This window comes from Micromonospora sp. ZG13, from assembly GCF_059359355.1.
On sequence record NZ_JCADBQ010000002.1, the window covers coordinates 157,904 to 176,298 of the forward strand.

An 18,395-nucleotide genomic window follows, 5' to 3' on the forward strand; every position below is an offset into this window, starting at 1 on the left:
GGAGTGGCCAACCCCGCATCCGCCGCCGGTCCGTCACGCCGCTGCGCGTTCTCTGTGCGTGCCGCACGGACTGCTGCTAGCCTGGGCTCGCAGGATGCCCTCCGAGGCTCCCGCGCCCGCCTTGAGGCCCGCTCACGCGGGCCTCTCGTGCATCCAGGGTCAGGACTGCGTGGCCATCGGGTCCCAGCACCAGCAGTGGTAGCAGCGGGGCGCGACCAACCCCCACAACTGCTCGTTCACGGCCGCCGCCCGCGGATCGGTACCGGGCAGGTCGAGCCGCTGGAACAGAAACGTCACCAGGTCGACAGCCTGCACCACCCTGCTGGCGTGCGACGGGGCGAAGTGCAGGGTGTCGACGATCCGGGTGAGCTTCCGTGACCGGTACCCCCGGTGCCCGACACCCGGTACCGGCTCAGGTCTGCCCGGTGAGTGGCCTGGTCGTGCACCTCGTCCGCGATGACCAACGCGTACTCCCCCCGGGAGGCCGCGTACCCGTCGACCCGTTCGAGCACGTGCGACAGCACCACCTCGTGCGCGGGCCGAGCGGAGTCGGCGTTCCGCTTCGCCAGTTGGGCACGCCGCACCCCGCGCAGGATGATCGCCACGTCGTGGGCGCCGACAGCGGCCATCGCTGCCCGGTAGACCGCGATCCGTGCTCGGGGCGGGATGCCCTTCCACCCCCTGCGACCGTGGAAGATGTCGTATCAGTGAGCGTCAAATCAGCCGAACGTGTCGGCATGTCGCCGGACACTACGGGTGCGTAGCAAGGCCCGGCGCCACCTTCACTCCCTGTCGTTCGGCCTGGCCAATCGGCTCACTGGCGTCGCCGGGGGCGCCGGCCACCCGGACGCGGCGGACGGAACGGACGACGACCGGCACGAAGGCCGCCACCACCAGCAGACCGGCCACACCGGCGCCCGCGATCAGGGGGCGCGGCGCCAGCAGGGCCAGCAGGGCGCCCCCGATCAGGTAGCCGCCCATCGAGCCGCCCTGCACCGCCGCGCCGTAGAGGGCGTACGCCCGGCCGCGCGAAGCCTCCGGCACGCGCCGGGCGGTGAGCAGGTTGGCGAAGACGTTCTCCCCGCCGTTCGCCGCGCCCGCGACCAGCCAGAGCGGGACCAGCAGCGCGGCCGTGGGCACGGCGGCGGCGACGATCACGGTCAGGCAGATGCCGCCGAGCGTCGTCAGCACCCCGTACACCAGGGCGGCGTCGTCGCTGAGGCGGTGGGCGAGCCGGGCGCAGAGCCAGCTGCCCGGCAGCATCCCCGCCATCCAGGCGGCGCCGACCAGCCCGTACGTGGTGGGCGTGCCGCCGAGGGTCTCCCGGATGAAGAAGACCTCGATCACGTTGATGCCGCCCACGGCCGTGATGACCGCGGCCGTGCCGAGGACGACGACCAGCAGCAGCGGGTCGCGGCGCAGCCGCCACGCCGGGGCGCCCCCGGCCCCGCGCGCGGGCGTGGCGGCGGCCCGTCGGCCGCCCCGGCGGGTGCGCAGCAGCAGCCCCGCGACCACCAGCGCGAGGTAGCTCACGGCGTCGATGAGCAGCGGTACGCGCGTGCCGAACTGCCCCACCAGCAGCCCGGCGAGCACCGGGCCGCCCAGCGCGCCCAGGGTGCTGGCCGTCTGGCTGATCGCGCTGGCCCGGGGCAGGTCGGCGGGGCGCACCATCGCCGGCAGCAGGGCCGCCAGGCAGGGCTGGGTCACGGCGAGCCCGCAGGCGAGCAGCGCGACGAGCCCGATGATCAGGGCCGGGTGCTCGGCGAAGGCTAGCAGGGCGCAGACGCCGGCCTGCGCCAGGCCGGCGGTGACCAGCAGCGTCCGGCTGTCCACCCGGTCGGCGAGCCGTCCGGTGAGCGGGGCGAGCACCACCAGCGGGAGGGTGGCCGCCAGCAGCAGTCCGGAGACGGCGAGGCCGTTGGCCCCGGCGGCCTGGAGCGCGAGCGCCAGGGCGGTGGCGGCGAGGAAGTCGCCGCACATCGAGGTGCCGCGCGCGCCGGCGGCGAGCCAGACGTCGGACCAGCGCGACCCGCCAGTTGTGAAGGACATGCTTCGAAAATAATCCTTCACAACTGTGCGGGGCAACCCCTGCTACGCCAGCGGCACCGTCCGGTACTGCACCGCCACCGTGCGCGCCCCGGCCGGCGGATCGGCCTGCCGGTTGCGCTGCCGGTACGGCTCGAACAACGCGCTGACCGCCTCGTTCAGCTCGGCCAACTCGTCGGCGGTGAGCAGCAGCAGGGTGTCGCTGAACAGCGCGACGTCGTACCACTCGGCGGGCTCGTCACCGGCGCGGCGCAACCAGTCCCGCGTCCGCTGCATGTCGCGGGCCGCGTGCGCCTCCACCAGCGCCTCCTCGGCGGCGCGCGCATCGGGGCCGGCGGAGCGGCCCGCGTCGACCATCAGGCTCCGGCCGACCGTGCGCCACAGCCGCTCGCGCGCGTCCCCCCGGCTCGGGGCCTGCTCCACCAGGCCCGACTTCGCCAGCGCCCGGAGGTGGTAGCTGGTCGCGCTCGGCGACAGCCCGGCGACCTCCGCGCACTCGGTGGCGGTCGCGCCGCCCTCCACCACGCCCAGGTGTTCCATGATCGCGATTCGGGCCGGATGGGCCAGCGCCCGCATCACCTGCGGGTCGCTGACCGTCATCCGGCGCCGCTCGGGACGCGCCTCCGTCATGCGCCCATGATTCCTGGTCGGTCCCCCGCCGCCGGCGGCCGGCCGTGCGAGGGCTCGCCGTCGGGCGGCGGCGCCACGGACGAAATCCGGTGGAGCGTGCCGCGCCGGGCGCGTAAAGTGTCAGGCCGCTGACGGCCATGGTGAGAGTGACCACCGCATCGGACGTCCCGCGCCGGGGGCCGGCCATCCGCCCGCCGGACACGCGAGCGATCGGCAGATGACCCGATGGGATCCACCGTGACCGCACTCGACCTCGACCTCGATGCCGACCTCGCCGCCGAGCGCCAGCACCTCGCCACCTCCCGGGCGGCCCTGGCCCAGATGCGGCAACGCGCCGAGGCCCTCTTCTCCACCGGGGACCAGGTCGCGGGCGACGCGTACGCGGCCGAGACGCTCGGGCGCACCCTGGCCCGCCGGGTCGCCGAACTCGCCGACGACCCCGGCACGCCGCTCTTCTTCGGACGCCTCGACTTCGGCCCGGCGACCGGCGCCCCACCCGCCGACGACCGGCCCGGGGACCCCGGCGACGGCACCGACGGGTGGCACGCGGACCACGCCGGGCGGCGCTACCACGTCGGCCGGCGGCACGTCACCGACGACCGGGGCGAGCCGCTGGTGCTGGACTGGCGGGCGCCGGTCTCCCGGTCGTTCTACCGGGCGAGCGCCCGCGACCCGCAGGGCGTGGCGGTACGGCGCCGCTTCGGGTTCAGCAACGGGACGCTGACCAGTTTCGAGGACGAGCGCCTCGACCGGGGTGAGGAACTGGGCACGGCCAGCCGCATCCTGACCGCCGAGATCGAACGGCCGCGCGTCGGGCCGATGCGCGACATCGTGGCCACCATCCAGCCGGAGCAGGACGAGCTGGTCCGGGCCGACCTCGCCGACTCCATCTGCGTGCAGGGCGCCCCGGGCACCGGCAAGACGGCCGTCGGCCTGCACCGGGCCGCGTACCTGCTCTACCTGCACCGGGAACGGCTGCGCCGCTCCGGCGTGCTGATCGTGGGGCCGAACCGCACCTTCCTGTCGTACATCGCGGCGGTGCTGCCGGCGCTCGGCGAGGTGGAGGTCGAACAGGCCACGGTGGAGGACCTGGTCGCCCGGGTGCCGGTGCGGGCCGTCGACGACCCGGCGGTGGCAGCGGTCAAGCACGACGCCCGGATGGCCGAGGTGCTGCGCCGGGCGGTCGACGCGTACATCGGCGAGCCGACCGAGCCGATCATGGTCTCGGACGGCTCGTTCCGCTGGCGCATCGGGCTGGACCCGCTGCACCGGGTCGTCGAGGAGACCCGCCGGGAGCGGCTGCCGTACGCCACCGGCCGCGAGCGCGTCCGGGCCCGGGTGGTGGCGCTGCTGCAACGGCAGGCCGAGGCGCGGCGCGCCGAGTCACCGAGCGACGCCTGGCTGCGCCGGATGGGCAAGGCCACCCCGGTCACCGCCTTCCTCGACGCGGTCTGGCCGGCGCTCACCCCGGAAGGGCTGGTGCACGCCCTGCTCGGCGACCCGCAGCGGCTCGCCGCCGCGGCGGACGGGCTGCTCGACGCCGAGGAGCAGGCGCGGCTGCGCGGGCTCGCCACCCCGGCCCCCGCGGCCGACCCGACGGCGGTCGGCGCTACCGAACCGGCGCGCGCCTCGGCGCGACGCCCCGCCCCGGCCGGCACGAAGCTCGGGCGCACGCCGAAGGCCACGAAGTGGACGGCGGCCGACGCCGTACTGATCGACGAGGCGGCCGGGCTCATCGAGCGGCCGGCCGGCTTCGGACACGTCGTCGTCGACGAGGCGCAGGACCTCTCCCCTATGCAGTGCCGGGTGATCGCCCGACGCAGCGAGCACGGGTCGATCACGCTCCTCGGCGACCTGGCCCAGGGCACCGCCCCGTGGGCCGCCGCCGACTGGCGCGAGTCCCTGCGCCACCTCGGCAAGCCGGACGCCGTCGTGGTGCCGCTGACGGTCGGCTTCCGGGTGCCCGCCGCCGTCGTCGCGTTCGCCAACCGGCTGCTGCCGGCGCTCGCCGTCGACGTGCCCCCGGCCGAGTCGCTGCGCCGCGACGGCGCGCTCGACGTGCGTACGGTCGAGGACCTGGCCGCCGCGACGGTGGCCGAGGTGCGCGCGGCGCTCGCGTTCGACGGCTCGGTGGCGGTGATCGCCGCCGACGACGCGGTCGGCGGGCTGCGGGCGGCACTGGACGCCGCCGGCGTCGGCACCGCGACCGTCGACGAGCCGGCCGCCGCGGCGCGCGTCACGGTGGTGCCCGCGACCCTGGTCAAGGGCCTGGAGTACGACCACGTCATCGTCGTCGAGCCGGCGGCGATCGTGGCCGCCGAACCGCGCGGCCTGCACCGGCTCTACGTGGTGCTCACCCGGGCGGTCTCCCGGCTCGCCGTGCTGCACGCCCGGCCGCTGCCCGCCCCGCTCGGCTGACCGGCGACTTGCGCCGGGGCGGTAGACAGGTGTCCGTGACACCCTCGACGAGCGTCCCGTGATCCTCGCCCGCGCCGAGGCGGTCAGCCGCCGCTACGGCGACGTGCTCGCCCTCGACCGGGTCGACCTGGAGGTCTCCGCCGGCGAGCTGGTCGGCCTGCTCGGCCCGAACGGGGCGGGCAAGAGCACCCTGCTGAACCTGCTCGTCGGGCTGCGCCGGCCCACCGCCGGCCGGGTCGAGCTCTTCGGCGGCGACCCGCGCGACCCGGCGAGCCGGCGGCGGATCGGGGTCACCCCGCAGGAGACGGGCCTGCCCGGCACGCTGCGGGTCGGCGAGGTGGTGGACTTCGTCGCCGCCCACCACCCCGACCCGGTCCCCCGGAGCGAGCTGCTCGACCGCTTCGGCCTGGGCGAGCTGGCCCGGCGGCAGACCGGCGGCCTCTCCGGCGGGCAGCGCCGCCGGCTCGCGGTGGCGCTCGCCTTCGTCGGCCGGCCCCGGCTGGTGCTGCTCGACGAGCCGACCACCGGCCTGGACGTCGCGGCGCGGCACACCCTGTGGGAGGCGATCCGGGCGTTCCACGACGACGGCGGCACCGTGCTGCTGAGCAGCCACTACCTGGAGGAGGTCGAGGCGCTGGCCCGGCGGGTGGTGGTCATCGGGCACGGCCGGGTGCTGGCCGACGACACGGTGGACGCGATCCGGGGGATCGTCGGCGTACGCCGGGTCAGCCTGGTCGCCGACGAGCTGCCCGCGCTGCCCGGCGTGGTCCGCACCGAGCGGGTCGACGGGCGCACGCACCTGCTCACCACCGACGCCGACGAGCTGGTGCGGGCCCTGGTCACCGCCGGCGTGGCGTTCGCCGAACTGGAGGTCCGCCCCACCTCGCTGGAGGAGGCGTTCCTCGCCATCACCGCCGCGCCGGGCTCGGAAGCCGGCCGTCCGACGACCGCCGTGGCCGGCCCGCCGGCCACCGCCTGAGGGGACGGATCTGATGCGCCTCGCCCTGGTCCACGCCCGCTACCAGCTCCTGGAGACGGTCCGCATCCCGATCGCCGTCGTCGGCAGCGCCTTCTTCCCCGCCGTGGCGATGCTCTTCTTCGTGGTGCCGTTCGCCGGGAAGGACCCGGTCGCCGCCACGTACGCCACCGCCGCCATGGTCACCTTCTCGGTGATGAGCGCGAACGTCTTCCAGTACGGCGTCGGGGTCGCCGAGGACCGCGACCAGCCCTGGAACCCGTACACCCGGACCCTGCCGGCGGGCCCCGCGCCGCGCTTCGCCGGCCGGGTGCTGGCCGGGCTGGCCCTCACCTACCTCTCCCTGATTCCGGTGGTGGTGATCGGGGCCACGCTCACCGAGGCGCGGATCAGCGCACCCGCGTTCCTGCTGGCCCTGGCGACCGTCACGGTGATCTCGGTGCCGTTCACGCTGCTGGGGCTCGCCATCGGCTACTCGATGCCGAGCAAGGCGGCGATCGTGGTGGCGCAGGTCGTCTTCTTCCCCCTCGCCTTCGGAGGCGGCCTGCTCTCCGCCCCGGACCAGGCGCCCGGGTTCGTCGAGGCCGTCGCGCCGTTCCTGCCGACCCGGGGCGCGGTGGAGCTGATGTGGGCGGCGACCGGCGACTACCCGGTCAACCCGCTGTCGATGGTCATGCTCGGGGTCTGGGTGGTGCTGCTGGCGGTGCTGGCCGGGTGGGCGTACCGGCGCGACGAGGGTCGACGGTTCAGCTGACGATTCCTCGGATCCGCCCCGGGGCGCGGCGGGTCGGTGCCACGATTCCGGCAGGGGCGTGCCGGCGTGGCCGTCCCCCGCCGAGAGGGGTCGTCGTGAGCACCGTCCCGCCGGGCACACCCTGCTGGGCCGACCTCGCCACCCCCGGTCTCGCCGAGGCGCGCCGGTTCTATCCCGAACTGTTCGGCTGGACCGGCCGGATCGACCCGGAGCCCGAGGCCGGCGGCTACACCGTCTTCCAGCTCGACGGACGGGCCGTGGCGGGCGCGGGTCCGCCGGCCATCCCCGACCAGGTGCCGATCTGGTCGACGTACCTGGCGACCGACGACGCGGACCTGGTGGCCGGCCGGGTGGAGCGGGCCGGCGGGCAGGTCGTGGTGCCCCCGTTCGAGGTCTTCGACCAGGGCCGGATGGCGGTCTTCGCCGACCCCGCCGGGGCGACGTTCAGCGTCTGGCAGCCGATGGCGATGCCCGGGGCCGAGGTCTTCGACGTCCCGGGGGCGCTCACCTGGACCGAGCTGGTCACCCCCGATCCGGAGGGCGCCAAGGTCTTCTACGAGCTGGTCTTCGGCTGGCACCCGGACGACCAGCGGGCGGGCCAGGTCACGTACACCGGCTGGCGGCTCGGCACCCGGATCGTGGCCGGCATGGTGCCACCGCTGGGCGACGGGTTCCCCACGGACACTCCCGCGTACTGGTCGGTGTACTTCGCCGTGGCCGACGCCGACGCGGCCGCCGCCCGCGCCGCCGAACTCGGCGGCACGATCCTGGTCCCGCCCCAGACCACCCCGGCGGGCCGCTTCGCCGCCCTGCGCGACCCCCACGGCGCCCTGTTCAACGTCCTCACCCGCCCCTGACCATCCCCACGGCGCGGGGCGGGTCAGCGACGGGGGCGGATCGGGACCACCAGGGGGCCGTGGTCGCCGTCGATGACGCGGACGGTGGCGCGGTACCAGGTGGCGAGGAGCTGCTCGGTGAGCACCTCGCGGGGCGTGCCGGCCGCCACCACCCGGCCCTCGGCCAGCAGCACCATGCGGTCGGCGTACTCGCCGGCGATCGAGAGGTCGTGCATGGTGGCGAGCACCGTCAGGCCGTGTTCGCGGCGCAGCCGGTCGACCAGCTCCAGCACCTCCTGCTGGTGGCCGATGTCCAGCGCGCTGATCGGCTCGTCCAGCAGCAGCAGGGTCGCGCCCTGGGCCAGCGCGCGGGCCAGGAAGACCCGCTGCCGCTCGCCGCCGGAGAGGGTGGCCAGCTCCCGGTCGTGGAACCCGGCCAGGTCCAGGCCGTCGAGCACCTCATGGGCGGCGGCCAGGTCGGCGGCGGATTCCCGGCCCAGTGGCGCGATGTAGGGGGTGCGGCCCAGCAGCACGTAGTCGAACACCGACATGCCGGCCGGCACCACCGGGGACTGGGCGACCGTGGCGACCACCCGGGCGCGGTCGCGGCGGCGCAGCGCCTCGCTGGGCGTACCGAAGAGGGAGACGGCGCCCGGCGCGGGCAGCAGGCCGCCGACGGCGCGCAGCAGGGTCGATTTCCCGGCGCCGTTCGGGCCGATCACGGTCACCCACTCGCCGGCGGCGACGGTCAGGTCGACGCCGGCCAGGATGGGCGTGCCGTCCAGGCGCACGTGCAGGTCGCGCACCTCGACGGCGGGCACGGCGGCCACGTCGGGGGCCCGCACGGCCCCACCGTCCGCCGGCCGCGCGGCCGGCACGCGCCACGCGCTCACCCGAGCACCCGGCGGGAGGTACGCAGGACCAGGACGAAGAACGGGCCGCCGAGCAGCGCGGTGACCACGCCGATCGGGATCTCCGACGGGGCGGCGGCGGTACGGGCCACCACGTCGGTCAGGGCCAGGAAGGCGCCGCCGAAGAGCAGCGACAGCGGCAGGATCACCCGGTAGCTCGACCCGGCGAGCAGCCGGACGGTGTGCGGCACGATGATCCCGACGAAGCCGATGAGGCCGGACGCGGAGACGGCGGCGGCGGTGCCGAGCGAGGCGGCGGCGATGAGCAGGTAGCGGGACCGCTGCGGGTGCAGCCCGAGGCTGGCGGCCTCGTCGTCGCCGACGGAGAGCACGTCGAGCTCCCGCCGGTGCAGCAGCACCACGAGGGCGGTGACGAGGAAGTACGGCAGCACCAGCCGAACGTCGTGCCAGCCGGCGGTGGCGAGCCGTCCGAGCAGCCAGGAGTAGACCTGCTGGATGCTGTCGGAGTTGCGTTGCAGCAGGTAGGTCTGCCCGGCGGAGAGGAACGCGGAGACGGCCACCCCGGCGAGGATCAGCGTGGCGGTGGAGCGTCCGCGCCCGCCGGAGGCGCCCAGCAGGTAGGTCATCGCCACCGCGCCGATCGAGCCGACGAACGCGGCCAGCGGGATGGTGAGCGGCAGCCCGGTCAGCGCGCCGGCCGTCCCGGCGCCGAGGGTGATCACCGCGGTGACGGCGAGCCCGGCCCCGGCCGCCACCCCGAGCAGGTACGGGTCGGCCAGCGGGTTGCGGAACACCCCCTGGTAGCAGCCGCCGGCGAGGGCCAGCAGCCCGCCGACCAGCAGGCCGAGCACCACCCGGGGCAGCCGCAGCTCGGTGACGATGGCGATCTCGCGCTCGGTCAGCCCGCTGTCGAGGCGTACGCCGGGGATGAGGTTGAGCAGCTCGGCCGCGACGCTGCCCGGCGGCAGGCTGACCGGGCCGAGGGACACCCCGGCGACCAGCGCGACCAGCACCGCGGCGACGCCGGCGAGGAGCCAGCGGGGCCGCAGCCCGGCGGGCCGGGACGCGGGTAGCGTCCCGGCCGGCCGGGCGGGCGGTGCCTGCACGAGCGGACGGCTCATGGACGGTTGCGACTCACGCGGGGACCTTGGCGGTCGCGTCGACGATCACGCGGAGCAGGTCCACCACGCGGGGCCCCCAGCGGGAGGCGACGTCGTCGTCGAGGGCGACGATCTGGTTGTTCTTGACGGCGGTGACGCCGGCCCAGCCGCCGCGCGCCTTGACCGTCTCGGCGCTCTGCTGGCAGCACTTGGTGTCGGCGAGGAAGACGAAGTCCGGGTCGGCCTTGACGATGACCTCCTGGGAGAGCTGCGGGTAGCCGCCCTGCTTGCCGTCGGGGTCGGACGCGTCGGCGATGTTCTCCAGGCCCACCATCGTGTAGAGCGAGCCGATGAAGGTCTTGCTGGTGGCCGTGTAGAGCTCCGGGCCCAGCTCGTGGAAGTAGGTCAGCTTCTCGGCGCGCTTCGGCAGGTCGGCGACGAGCTTGGCGATGTCGTCCTTCATCCGCTTGGTCACGTCGGCGGCCTCGGTGGGGTGGCCGGTGAGGGTGCCGAGGTCGGTGATCTGGCGGTAGGTGTCCTCCAGGGTGGTCGCCGCCGGGTTCAGCAGGACGGGGATCTTCAGCGCGGTGAGCTGCTCGACGATCTTGTTGGTGTCGTTGGCGAGCACCACCAGGTCGGGGCTCTTGCCGGCGATCGCCTCGGCGTTGGGCTGGTAGCCGGAGAGGTCGCTCTTGGGCGCGTCGGCCGGGAAGTTCGACTGGTCGTCGACGGCGGTGACCTGCTTGCCGGCGCCGATGGCGAAGAGCATCTCGGTGGCCGTCGGGGAGAGCGAGACGATCTTCTCGGGCCGCTTCTCCAGCGTCACCGAGCCGACGGTGGCCGGGAAGGCGGCGCCGGCCGAGCTGGCGCCGGCGGCGGGGGTGTCGTCGGAGCTCTTCTCGGCGCAGGCGCCGAGGGCGAGCGCGGCCACCGCGAGGGTCGCGGCGAAGATCCGGGGGGTACGTCTGAGCACGGGTCCTCCTGTCGGTCGAGGAGCGTGGTGCTTCGCCGACAGGGAGCGGTGGCGCCCGTCCGCGAGGCGCCCTTCCTCGAGAGCGCGTGTCGCGACCACGGACGCAGGCGACCTGGCTCGTCCCCGCCGCGGCCCGGCGTTCGGCCGGGGTGGCGGGACATCACAGTTGCGGGACAGCGCCGGTTTCGCACCGGCTTCGCTGCGCGTGGTCGGTAGAACGGTAGCGCACGCCCCGGACGTGCCTCGTCGATCCAGGGCGCATCGGCGTTCGTTGATCATCAACGGCGGCGATATGCCCTGGATCGACGTCTGGTGGCCGGTGGTGGGGCCCCGCCGGGGGCGGAGCGGGGCCCCACCGGTCAGGAACTGGTGATGGTGACGTTGTCCACAGCCGCCTCGACCAGGCTCGCGCCCGAGGCGTCCGCCGCCTCGACGAGGATCCGCACCGACTGGCCGGCGTACGGGGTGAGGTTGGCGTTGGACACCGCCCAGGCACCGTTGCGGTTGGTGGCCGCCCCGGACTGGGTGAACAGGGCCGTGGTGCCACCGTTGTGCACCACGCTGACCCGCAGGTAGTCGGCCGACGACGCGTTCGAGCCGTGGGCCAGGTACCAGGCGAGGGAGAGGGTCAGCGTGCCGCTCGACGGCAGCGTCACCGCCGGCGACCGGGCGCTGGTCACGCCGCCGTCGACGTCGTAGTCACCGGCTCCCGTGCCGGCCAGCCGGCCGGTGACGAGGTCGTTGCTGCCGGCGTACGGGGCGAGCTGCTTGGCCCCGCTGGAGTTGGTCGCCTGGGCGGCGCCCCGCTCCCACGCCCCGAGGGTCGCGGTGTCGGTGCCGTTCGGGTTGATGGTCCAGCCGGTGGCCGTCTCGAAGGTGTCCGACCAGACCGTGGTGCCGCCGCCACCGCCGCAGTACTGCGCCTGCTTGCCGATGGCCCGGTACGGGCAGTCGGCATACTCGCTGAGCAGCAGGACCGCCTCCCGGTTGCGCGACGTCTGGGCGGGGATCACCTCGTCGGGCGGGTAGAAGCCGCCGCCGCCGGCCGAGCCGGGGTACATCTCGAAGGTGTACGCCCAGATGCCGTGCTGGCCCCACATCCAGTCGATGCTGTCGCCATCGGTGATGTAGAGGTCGCTGGACTGCTGCGGGGTGTAGCCGTTGGTGTTCGCCATCTGCTGGCCCAGGGTGGCGAAGGTGTTGTACTGGTCCGTCGTCATCCCCGGCGCGGTGTTGTTGTACGTGTAGCCGAACGGCCAGAGCACCAGCTCGGAGTACGTGTGGAAGTCGATGTTGGCCTTGATCTGCTGGGTGCCGCCGACGACCCGGCTGTTGACGAAGTTGCGCAGCGCCGCGGTCTCCGGGGCGGAGAACGCCGACGGGCCCCGGTAGGTGTCCGACGAGGTCGAGCCGGACGAGCCGCCGCAGCAGCCCCACTGGTAGGACCAGTTGCGGTTCAGGTCGGTGCCGACGTACGACGAGCCGCTGTTGGGCTGCCGGTTCTTGCGCCAGGAGCGGTACGAGCCGGTGGCGATGTCGTACTCGCTGCCGTCCGGGTTGACCGTCGGCACGATCCAGATCTCCCGGGTGTTCACGATGTTGGTGACCCGGGAGTCGCTGCCGTAGCTGTCGGTGAAGAGGTTGAGCAGGTAGATCGCCATCTCGACGGTCAGGTGCTCGCGGGCGTGCTGCTGCGAGTTGAACAGGATCTCCGGCTCGTTCTCGTCGGTGGCGACGTTGTCGGAGATCTTCACCGCCATCAGGTCCCGGCCCTCGTACGAGGAGCCGATGCTGATCTTCCGGGCGATCGACGGGTGGTCGGCGACCACCTTGTTCACCACGGCGGTCAGTTCGGCGTAGTCGTGGTAGTTGGAGTCGGCGGGCGGGAAGGCGGCCGCGCCGACGTCCCCGTCGGCATGGTCGTGCCCGTCGGCCGACGGGGCGGCGACCGCCTCCAGCCGGAAGCCGAGCCGGGTGATCGCCGCCGCCTCGGCCGGGGTGGCCGAGACGTTCAGCACGCCGTGCTCGACGTAGTCGATGGCGGCGCCGGTGCCGGCGACGGCGGTGCGGTCGTCGACGGTACGCGGGCCGAGCACCCGGTAGGACGTCGTCGCGGAGTCGGCCCGGTCGGGGGCCGGCCGGGCGGTGGCCGGCGCGGCGGCGACCGTGAGCAGGCCGAATGCGGCTGCTACGGCCACCGCCAGGCGACGGCGGAGGGCGGTGTTGCGGAAGGCCATGGACAACCTCCTCGGGGGGCGGGAGAAGATCCCGCTCGGTGGAGGACACTCCACCACCGCCCGCATGGTCATATCAACATCCATCGCTGCCTTGTTCCATGCCATCCTGATCGTCACATCGGCAAGGATTTTCCAACTGCCGGCCTCTGGCGAAAGTTCCCTCCGAGCGGGACACTGACCCGCAACGATCCGTCCGTCCCTGCGGAGGACCCATGGCCAGAACACGCCTGCGCACGGCCGCCCTCGCGGCCGCCACCGCGCTCACCCTTCTCGGCACCGCGGCACCCGCCGTCGCCGCCGCACCCGTCGCGGCCCCGTCGACCAGTCGACCGGTGGTCCACGACGAGCAGATCACCTTCCAGGACTGGTCGCGCTACCCCGACTGGCGTCGCGGCAGCCACGCCGGCACCCGGGCCGTCCCCGGCCTCCGGCCCGGCGTGACGCTGGCCCGACCGCTCGGCACCACCGACTACACCGACCCGCACACCGGCGTGACCAGGAGCTGGGAGTACGGGACCTGGACCTCCCCGGTCACCCAGATCGGGTTCGACGCCACCGAGCTGATCGCCTCGTGGAACGCGCAGACCCCGGCCGGCACCTGGATCCAGGTCGAGATGCAGGGCACGTACAACACCGGCGTGCAGACCAAGTGGTACGTCATGGGACGCTGGGCCTCCGGCGACGCCGACATCAAGCGGACCAGCGTCAACCGGCAGGGCGACCCCTGGTCGACCATCTGGACCGACACCTTCAGCATCGACGACGCCTCGGTCGGCGTGCTGCTGCGGGCGTACCAGCTGCGGCTGACCCTCTACAAGGCCCCCGGCCAGCGCGCCGCGCCGGTCGTGCACACCGTCGGCGCGATGAGCTCCAACGTGCCCGACCGGTTCACCGTCGAGCCGAGCGCCGGCGGCATCGCCTGGGGCAAGGAACTCGCCGTGCCCCGCTACTCGCAGAACATCCACACCGGCCACTACCCCGAGTACGACGGCGGCGGCCAGGCCTGGTGCTCCCCCACCTCCACCACCATGGTGATCGAGTACTGGGGCCGCAAGGCGTCCGAGGAGGACACCTCCTGGGTCGACCCGACCTACCCGGACCCGACGGTCAACCACGCCGCCCGGATGGTCTACGACTACCAGTACGACGGCGCCGGCAACTGGCCCTTCAACACCGCGTACGCGGCCAGCTTCCCGGGTCTGGAGGCCCGGGTCACCCGGCTGCACTCCCTGGACGAGGTGGAGCGCTTCATCGCCGCCGGGATCCCGGTCGTGACCAGCCAGTCCTTCCTCGCCAGCGAGCTGGACGGGGCGGGCTACGGCACCTCGGGCCACCTGTTCGTGGTCGTCGGCTTCACCGCCGACGGCGACGTGATCGTCAACGACCCGGCCTCGTCCAGCAACGAGGCGGTGCGCAACGTCTACAAGCGTGAGCAGTTCGAGCAGATCTGGCTGCGTACCAAGCGGACCAACGCCAGCGGCGGCGTCTCCGGCGGCTCCGGCGGCGTCGTCTACCTGATCAAGCCGACTCTGAAGCCGTGGCCGAAGGTCGCCGGCTCCACCAACTGGTGACCTGACACCGACCCGGTCGTTCGAGGGGTCCGCGTCGCCCGGCTCAGCCCGGCGACCGGGCCCCTCGGCCGTTTCCGGCCACCGACCCTCTCGGGCGACCGGGCATCTGCCCACAGCGCCTGCGTCCTCCTGTGGTTCTCCTTCGTGAGGTGCTGGCCGGCTGTCTACGGGTTGGCCGACTTGCGACGTTAATAGGGCGTGACGTTCGAGGAGTACGCGTTCGCCCGCACTTCGGCGCTGGTGCGGCTCGCCCGGTTGCTGACCGGCGACGAGCATCGGGCCGAGGACCTGGTTCAGGATGTCCTCGCCAGGGCGTACGCCCGCTGGGCGCGCATCTCCCGGACGGATCGACCCGATGCGTACGTCCGTCGGATGCTCGTCAACGCCCATCACTCGTGGTGGCGCCGGCGTAGCAACCAGGAAATCTCGGTCGCCGTCGTGAACGATCGGCCGGACGCTACGGACGAGGCCGCCGGTGTCGACGAACGTGACGCGCTGTGGCGGCTCGTCTGCGCCCTGCCGATGCGTCAACGCACCGTCATCGTCCTGCGCTACTACGAGGATCTTGACGACACGATGATCGCCGAGCTCCTGGACTGTTCGACCGGCACAGTTCGTACCCACGCGAAGCGGGCCCTGACGGCACTCCGCAAGCGGCAGGAAGCATCCGCCTCCGCCCTGACAGGAGGAGAGTTCTGATGTCCAGCGACCTCGATCAGCAGCTCGCCACGACGCTCAAGCACCACGCGGGCGGCGATATCGACCCCGCGCCGATCGTGGCACACGCCCGGCGGCGCGGCCACCGCCTCCGAGTGCGCCGCCGCTGGCTGACCACCGGGGGGACGGCAGCGGCATGCGTCGTCCTGGTCGCGGCGGTCATGGTGATTCCGTCCGGTCGGGCACCCGATGGCGTGACCGTGCCGGCCACGGCACTCGTGCTGCCGGACGCACCGGATCAGCCCGGCGCCATGGCCCGGCCCGAGGTCGTGGGGGCCGATCCCGGCGTGGTGCACTTCACGACCGACAGCCTGGTCAGCGGGGCCTGGTCCGCGACCTGGAGCGCCGGGCGCGGGGTCGAGAGCGTTGAGTTCCGGGGCCCGACCGAGCAGGCCCGGTTCGTGCTGGCGCGCAGCGTCGCGACGCTGGACGGGCTGCAGCAGACGTTGTCGTCGGCGGGGCGACCGCAGCCGCCGGCCGATGTGCGGGTCGGAGGCCGCCCGGGGGTCGCTTGGTTCGATCCGTCCGGCGACACGAAACTGTGGTTCGTCCGTTGGCAACCCGTTGATGGGCTCTGGTCGCAGCTCGACATCTACGCGACCAGCCGTGACGAGGCGACGGACGCGGCCAGTCGCGTCCGGTTCGACGGCGCCCACCGCTGCGTGGTGCCGTTCCGCCTGCAGTCGCTGCCGCCAGGTGGGCGTCTGCTCGGATGCTCGGTCACGCTTTCCCGATCGGAGCCTGGCTCCTTCATCGAGGCTTCGCTGGTGATAGGTGACGGATCCGGTCGCTGGCTGACGGTCCGGGCGCAACCCGTGCCGGGGCGCGACCCCAGGGCCGCCGACCTCGTCGCAGGGCCCTACCGGGCACGCCGGCAGGGCAGCGACGTGCTGGAGATGTTCGTCAAGCCATGCGTGGTCGAGGCGTTCCTCAAGGGTTGGGGCAACGGCTACACCGAGTCGGAGGGCCTGACGGTACTGAGCGGGTACCAGCCGGCCCGCGACCTCGACCGCCCGGACACCTGGTGACACCACCCCGGCGCCGATAGGGCATTGGAGGACCCAACCGTTCACTCACCTGCGAGGCGCATGCGGAAGTCGACATCCGACCAGGGAACTACGCGGGCGAATGCTCGTACTGCTGGGGCCGGGAGGCGGGAGATGACATGAACGCCGGCCGGTGACGCAAGTTCCCTCGCATCGATACCACACAGGTATTTTCATGCCCCTCAGGTATCAGCGTCCCGGCGGCATTGGTGCACCAGCTTCACGCGCCTTGCACGTCTCCCGTCAGCCAGAACGCCGCCAGGACTGCGCGCAGGTCCTAGTTGGGCGGCGTCTCCCCGTCCTGGTCCTCGCCGGCGAGGGCGGAGCGGAGGCGCTCCTTCTCGGCGCGGCGCCGCTCGGCGGCGGTGGCCATCTCCTCGGCCATCTCGTCCCGCCAGCCCTTGAGCAGGAAGAACGACAGGGCGGCTGAGAAGGCCAGCGCCACCATCAGCTTGATGAAGGTGTTCATCTCGACCAGCCAGAGGGCCGCCAGCACGGCGACGAACAGCCCGATCCGGCCCAGCGTGTACTTGACCGCCGCGCTCACGTTCCGCACTCCGTTCTCCGCCGCCGGGACCTCCGGCGGCAGGTTCAGCCCGTCCGGCGGGCCAGCCAGTGGACGCCGTGGAACCAGACCACCGCGTACCCGATGGTGAAGGTCGCCGCCCCCAGCCCGCCGGAGAGCAGCGGCGGGAGCCCGGCGGCGAGGCCGGCCACCACGAGCCCGGCGACCACCCCCACCGCGGCGGCCGCCAGTGCCGCCACCACCCGGGCCGCGCCGAACTCCCAGGCGCGGAAGTCGTCCCAGAACAGCCAGGCCGGCAGGATGATCGCCAGCCAGCCGTTGGCGCCGCCGAAGTCGCCGGCGCCGATCAGCTCGAACGCCCAGTCGAACAACACCACCGCCAGCACGCCGATGACGAGGCCGGCCAGGCTCACCCCGAGCAGGTCGCCCAGGGTGAGGATGCGCCCCTCGGCGTCCCGCCGGGGGAACCCGCTCCGCTGCTCGGTCATGGCCTCAGAGGGTACGTGCCGGCTCAGGCCCAGACCTGCTGCGGCTCGGCGCGGCGCTCGGCCAGGGACGGGGCGGCGTCGTACTCGCGGACCACCTCGTAGCGGGTGTTCCGCTCGACGGGGCGGAAGCCGGCGTCCCAGATCAGGTGCAGCAGGTCGTCACGGTGCATGGTGTTCGGGGTGCCGTACGAGTCGGCGTCGTGAGTGATCTTGTATTCCACGACCGAGCCGTCCAGGTCGTCGACGCCGAAGTTGAGCGAGAGCTGGGCGACCGACAGCCCGTGCATGACCCAGAAGCACTTCACGTGCGGAACGTTGTCGAACAGCAGCCGGGAGACCGCGAAGGTCTTCAGCGACTCGGCCGGCGAGGCCATCGTCGTACGGGCCTGGATCCGGTTACGGATCTTGCCGTCCGCCGAGTCGACGAAGTCGTGCTGGTAGCGCAGCGGGATGAAGACCATGAAGCCGCCGGTCTCGTCCTGGAGCTCACGCAGCCGCAGCACGTGGTCGACGCGGTGCCGGGGCTCCTCGATGTGGCCGTAGAGCATGGTCGACGGGGTCTTCATCCCCTTGGTGTGGGCCAGCCGGTGGATGCGCGACCAGTCCTCCCAGTGGCAGGCGTGGTCGACGATGTGCTGGCGGACCTCCCAGTCGAAGATCTCCGCGCCGCCGCCGGTCAGCGACTCCAGGCCGGCGTCCATCAGCTCGTCGAGGATCTCGTCGGCGCTCAGGCCGCTGATCTTCTCGAACCACTGCACCTCGGTCGCGGTGAACGCCTTGAGCTTGACGTTCGGCAGCGCCGCCTTCAGCTCGCGCAGCACCTTCGGGTAGTAGCGCCAGGGCAGGGTCGGGTGCAGGCCGTTGACGATGTGCAGCTCGGTGAGCTGCTCGTCCTCCATCTCCTTGGCCTTGCGGACCGCCTCGTCGATGCGCATCGTGTAGGCGTCCTTCTCGCCCGGCTTGCGCTGGAACGAGCAGTACGCGCACGAGGCGGAGCAGACGTTGGTCAGGTTGAGGTGCCGGTTGACGTTGAACATCACCCGGTCGCCGTTGAGCTCGGTGCGCCGGTGGTGCGCCAGCCGGCCCAGCCACGCGAGGTCGTCGCTGTCGTAGAGGGCGATCCCGTCCTCGCGGGTCAGCCGCTCGCCGGCGTACACCTTCGCTTCCAGCTCACGCTTGAGTCCGGCGTCCATCGAAAGCCACGT

At 73.1% G+C, this 18,395-nt stretch carries 17 protein-coding genes and 1 riboswitch; of the genes, 7 read left to right on the forward strand and 10 right to left on the reverse strand.

All coding sequences use genetic code 11. The features are described from left to right. Positions 1-159 precede the first annotated feature (159 nt). From AC5L34_RS04610 to AC5L34_RS04620, 3 genes are all read right to left on the reverse strand, one after another. Positions 160-297 (reverse strand): hypothetical protein, encoded by a 138-nt coding sequence (locus tag AC5L34_RS04610; protein WP_441173562.1) that lies wholly within the window; start codon positions 295-297, stop codon positions 160-162. A 453-nt stretch (positions 298-750) separates the two neighbouring features. Then, positions 751-2,049, reverse strand: coding sequence for an MFS transporter (locus tag AC5L34_RS04615; RefSeq protein WP_494823847.1), 1,299 nt, complete (start codon positions 2,047-2,049; stop codon positions 751-753). A gap of 42 nt (positions 2,050-2,091) precedes the next feature. After that, entirely contained in the window at positions 2,092-2,676 is a 585-nt protein-coding gene (locus tag AC5L34_RS04620; RefSeq protein WP_441173565.1) for a helix-turn-helix domain-containing protein, read from the reverse strand. Positions 2,677-2,913: 237 nt separating this feature from the next. Between AC5L34_RS04620 and AC5L34_RS04625 the strand changes: the two genes are divergently transcribed. The 4 genes from AC5L34_RS04625 (at position 2,914) to AC5L34_RS04640 (ending at position 7,681) form a co-directional block, all read left to right on the forward strand. Continuing rightward, a complete protein-coding gene (locus tag AC5L34_RS04625) occupies positions 2,914-5,094 on the forward strand; it encodes a HelD family protein (RefSeq protein ID WP_494823848.1) in 2,181 nt (726 codons plus the stop codon). A 58-nt stretch (positions 5,095-5,152) separates the two neighbouring features. After that, entirely contained in the window at positions 5,153-6,073 is a 921-nt protein-coding gene (locus AC5L34_RS04630) for an ABC transporter ATP-binding protein (RefSeq protein ID WP_494823849.1), read from the forward strand. Between the two features lie 13 nt (positions 6,074-6,086). After that, entirely contained in the window at positions 6,087-6,824 is a 738-nt protein-coding gene (locus tag AC5L34_RS04635) for an ABC transporter permease (RefSeq protein WP_441173571.1), read from the forward strand. A 95-nt stretch (positions 6,825-6,919) separates the two neighbouring features. Continuing rightward, on the forward strand, positions 6,920-7,681 hold the full coding sequence (locus AC5L34_RS04640; RefSeq protein WP_494823850.1) for a VOC family protein: 762 nt from the start codon (positions 6,920-6,922) through the stop codon (positions 7,679-7,681). Between the two features lie 23 nt (positions 7,682-7,704). Here the strand turns inward: AC5L34_RS04640 and AC5L34_RS04645 are convergent, their stop codons facing one another. The 4 genes from AC5L34_RS04645 to AC5L34_RS04660 form a co-directional block, all read right to left on the reverse strand. Further along, positions 7,705-8,505: an ABC transporter ATP-binding protein gene (locus AC5L34_RS04645; protein ID WP_494823851.1), complete on the reverse strand. Its 801-nt coding sequence runs from the start codon at positions 8,503-8,505 to the stop codon at positions 7,705-7,707. 44 nt (positions 8,506-8,549) lie between these two features. Further along, positions 8,550-9,653, reverse strand: a complete 1,104-nt coding sequence (locus AC5L34_RS04650; protein ID WP_441173577.1) for a FecCD family ABC transporter permease — start codon at positions 9,651-9,653, stop codon at positions 8,550-8,552. Positions 9,654-9,666: 13 nt separating this feature from the next. Beyond that, on the reverse strand, positions 9,667-10,605 hold the full coding sequence (locus AC5L34_RS04655) for an ABC transporter substrate-binding protein (RefSeq protein ID WP_494823852.1): 939 nt from the start codon (positions 10,603-10,605) through the stop codon (positions 9,667-9,669). Positions 10,606-10,716: 111 nt separating this feature from the next. Continuing rightward, a riboswitch (cobalamin riboswitch) is annotated at positions 10,717-10,800 on the reverse strand. Between the two features lie 164 nt (positions 10,801-10,964). Continuing rightward, entirely contained in the window at positions 10,965-12,842 is a 1,878-nt protein-coding gene (locus AC5L34_RS04660; RefSeq protein WP_441173581.1) for a M14 family metallopeptidase, read from the reverse strand. 212 nt (positions 12,843-13,054) lie between these two features. Between AC5L34_RS04660 and AC5L34_RS04665 the strand changes: the two genes are divergently transcribed. The 3 genes from AC5L34_RS04665 to AC5L34_RS04675 all read left to right on the forward strand — a co-directional run bounded on the left by AC5L34_RS04665 (position 13,055) and on the right by AC5L34_RS04675 (position 16,158). Beyond that, complete coding sequence (locus tag AC5L34_RS04665; protein WP_101413741.1) at positions 13,055-14,413, forward strand: C39 family peptidase; 1,359 nt, start codon at positions 13,055-13,057, stop codon at positions 14,411-14,413. 198 nt (positions 14,414-14,611) lie between these two features. Next, a complete protein-coding gene (locus AC5L34_RS04670; protein ID WP_494823853.1) occupies positions 14,612-15,112 on the forward strand; it encodes a SigE family RNA polymerase sigma factor in 501 nt (166 codons plus the stop codon). After that, on the forward strand, positions 15,112-16,158 hold the full coding sequence (locus AC5L34_RS04675; protein ID WP_494823854.1) for a hypothetical protein: 1,047 nt from the start codon (positions 15,112-15,114) through the stop codon (positions 16,156-16,158). Before AC5L34_RS04670 ends, AC5L34_RS04675 begins: the two co-directional genes overlap by 1 nt. A gap of 295 nt (positions 16,159-16,453) precedes the next feature. Here the strand turns inward: AC5L34_RS04675 and AC5L34_RS04680 are convergent, their stop codons facing one another. From AC5L34_RS04680 to mqnE, 3 genes are read right to left on the reverse strand one after another with little or no spacing between them, the layout of a single operon-like run. Continuing rightward, complete coding sequence (locus AC5L34_RS04680) at positions 16,454-16,723, reverse strand: DUF4229 domain-containing protein (protein ID WP_494823855.1); 270 nt, start codon at positions 16,721-16,723, stop codon at positions 16,454-16,456. 44 nt (positions 16,724-16,767) lie between these two features. Continuing rightward, on the reverse strand, positions 16,768-17,190 hold the full coding sequence (locus AC5L34_RS04685; protein WP_101413738.1) for a hypothetical protein: 423 nt from the start codon (positions 17,188-17,190) through the stop codon (positions 16,768-16,770). Between the two features lie 23 nt (positions 17,191-17,213). Continuing rightward, entirely contained in the window at positions 17,214-18,383 is a 1,170-nt protein-coding gene (gene mqnE / locus AC5L34_RS04690) for an aminofutalosine synthase MqnE (protein ID WP_089002460.1), read from the reverse strand. Positions 18,384-18,395: the final 12 nt, after the last annotated feature.